Raw genomic sequence first — 2,527 nt, forward strand, 5'->3', positions numbered from 1 at the left:
TCCTGAAGGCGCGGGTGACGCTCGCCCACCGCTACCTGCCGGCCTGGCAGCGGCCACTCGGGGTTTTCCTGCTGCGGATGCTACCACTGTCCCGCAAGCTCGGCGGCGGGATGCTGGCGCTTCTCACCCGTGGCCGCCGCGGTACCGAGAAGGCGGCGCACTGGGGCACGGTCTGGCAGGCCCGCGCCAGCTGGCAGCAGGGCTTTCCGCCCGCCTAGCCAGCGCTCGAGCCCTGTCGAGGCTCGCGCTCCGGATCCCTGGCTTGGGATCCTCGTTTCACTGCGGTCGGACCGCGCCCCCTTTGCGTCGAACGACCGCGAGGGGCTTTGGGGATCACCCTGCCTTCGAGGGCCTCCCCCTGCCCGGCCAGGCGCGCAGGCAAGGCCGCCGCCCCGGGAACCGGCGGCGGCCCGAGGGCCGAAGGTGGCTCAGAACAGCGCCGGGTTGTTCGCCTCGTTCCATTCCGAGGCCATGCCGGTCAGGGTGATGAGGGCGGTGCCCGCATCCTGCTCGACCCGCATCACCAGGTCGTCACCGCTGGTATAGGCGCTGACGTCCGACGAGACCGAGGCCATCTCGGCGATATCGACCACCGAATCGACCCGCACATAGCTGCCCGTCCGGCCGACCACGACCGCGTTGCCGCCGCGGACCGCATCGAAGGTGCCGTCGTCGTAGCGGATGAAGCGCAGCTGGTCGCCGGCGTCGAAATCGAGGCTGACCCGGTCGGTCTCGGTGCCGTCGATCCGGTCGCCGTGGCTGTAGACCAGATCGCCGCTGCCGGTGACGCTGCCGCCGGAGCTGCCGTTGCCGCTGTCACTGCCGCTGGGGGTGCTCGGCGCGGGCGTGGTGTCGGGCTCGTCCGTATTCCCGCCGTTGTCCGAAGCACGGGATGATGAGCCGGATGAGGACGGGACGCTGATGACGCCACCGACGCCACCGGCACCTCCGTTCGACTGGTCCGGCAGCGGCCGCATGATGCGCGAGTGGTCATTGCCGGAGACTTCCCAGCTCGAATGCTCTTCGGCGGGTACCCCCGGCGAAATGTTGCCGGTGACGGTAACATTGCGCGAATTGGCCGACAGCATGATCCCGGGGATATTGACCAGGCCGGAATGGCCGTCCTCGGTGTTATGGGTGATGGTATTGCCGCGGATGGTCAGCCCGTCGGCTTTGATCACCCCGATCGCCAGCGCATGGGCGGTGCGGATGGTGTTGTCCTCGATCAGGATGTCGCGATAGGTCGCCCCATACTGGTTGCCGAGATAGATGCCGTGGAAATCCCCCCCGTCCGGATTGACGATGGTGTTGCCGCGGATCACGATGTTGCTCGAGACATCGTTCGGGCTGAAGGTCGCGAACTGGATGGCGTCCTTGTGCCCGATGCTGCGGTCGGTATTGAGGTCGGTGAAGTCGTTGTTCTGGATCACGGCGTTGCGGATGCCAGCAAGGCCGATCCCGTCCGAGGAAAGTTCGCGGAAGGTATTGCCGCTGACGAGAAGCCCCTCGATACCGGCAAACTCCACCGCTTGGCGGAGTTGGCTGAACTTGGTATTGGTGACGGTGATGTCCTCGGAATCCGAGAACCGCAGCCCGGCGCCGCTGCCATGCCTGCCGTTCATTGCGCCCACCACCTCGGAATTGGTGATGGTGATGTTCTCCGACCGAGTGATTAGTCCGGCCCGCTTGTGGCTGTCGATGTCGCGGAAGGTCACATTGTCGAAGGTCACGTTCTGCACGCCGGTCAGCATCAGGTTCTCAAACACCGCCCCGCCCGAGGAGGTGATGGTCACCGCGCTGGAATAGTCGGGCATCCGGCTGTTGAAGGTCACGTCCCGGTAAGTCCCCGCGGCCAGGACGATGCGGTCCCCGCCGCTGGCATCGCGCATGGCGTCGACCAGCTGCGATGTGTTCGAGACGTTGTACGTTGCCATATTGGTATTCTCCTTCGTGACGACCAGGCCAGTTCCCTGACGCTGTTCCATATTGTTATGTTTGACTTCTGATTTACTTTGGCTCAGACAAACCGATCCCCGGCCGCACCCGAGCAAGGTGCAGCCCGCCGCCACCCGGGGGCGCGGGATCTCTCCGGTTTCGGTCTTCTCAGGCGGTAGGAGGGCTCAGTCCAGGGTGGCGGTCCAGCGCGCCTTGTGCAGGGGTGCAAGCGCCCCACGCGGCCGCAGCCGCCGCCGGCGCCGGACGCGGGTCTTCACCGTCGGCCCGGGGCGGTGCCGCGACAGCGGCCCGACCACGACCGGCGGCGCCTCGATCGGCATGACCGCGGGGAGGGGCGCGGCCGTCCCTTGCCGCACCACATCTGTCCGTGTCCTTTCGGTCACGTTAGTTCCTCGTTCCATTGCCCGCGTTTCTGACCGAATGGTTTCGGGTCGGGCTTTTTTCTGAGCAAAACTGTAGATCCCGATATCGGTGCGCTCAAGTCCGCGGCCTTTCCACGCCGGGGATGCGCGAAATTATGCCACCCGAGGTTAAGGCGAGCTTTATTGCAGCAGGTCTCGCGGGGGGTGGG

Annotated in this window: 3 protein-coding genes; 1 reads left to right on the forward strand and 2 read right to left on the reverse strand. The window is 66.0% G+C overall.

Going from position 1 to position 2,527, the window contains the following annotated elements; genetic code table 11:
- The coding region (locus tag AC08OP_RS23965) for a hypothetical protein (RefSeq protein WP_476616242.1) at positions 1-218 on the forward strand (218 nt) is incomplete at its 5' end.
- Positions 219-428: 210 nt separating this feature from the next.
- Here the strand turns inward: AC08OP_RS23965 and AC08OP_RS23970 are convergent.
- Both AC08OP_RS23970 and AC08OP_RS23975 read right to left on the reverse strand, forming a co-directional pair.
- Positions 429-1,934, reverse strand: a complete 1,506-nt coding sequence (locus AC08OP_RS23970) for a right-handed parallel beta-helix repeat-containing protein (protein WP_476616243.1) — start codon at positions 1,932-1,934, stop codon at positions 429-431.
- A 186-nt stretch (positions 1,935-2,120) separates the two neighbouring features.
- Entirely contained in the window at positions 2,121-2,339 is a 219-nt protein-coding gene (locus AC08OP_RS23975; RefSeq protein WP_476616244.1) for a hypothetical protein, read from the reverse strand.
- Positions 2,340-2,527: the final 188 nt, after the last annotated feature.

The organism is Frankia sp. CeRuru1, from assembly GCF_977966315.1.

Coding starts and splice junctions, on each gene's coding strand:
- AC08OP_RS23970 (WP_476616243.1), bottom strand. CDS start 1,934: ATGGCAACGTACAACGTCTCGAACACATCGCAGCTGGTCGACGCCATG.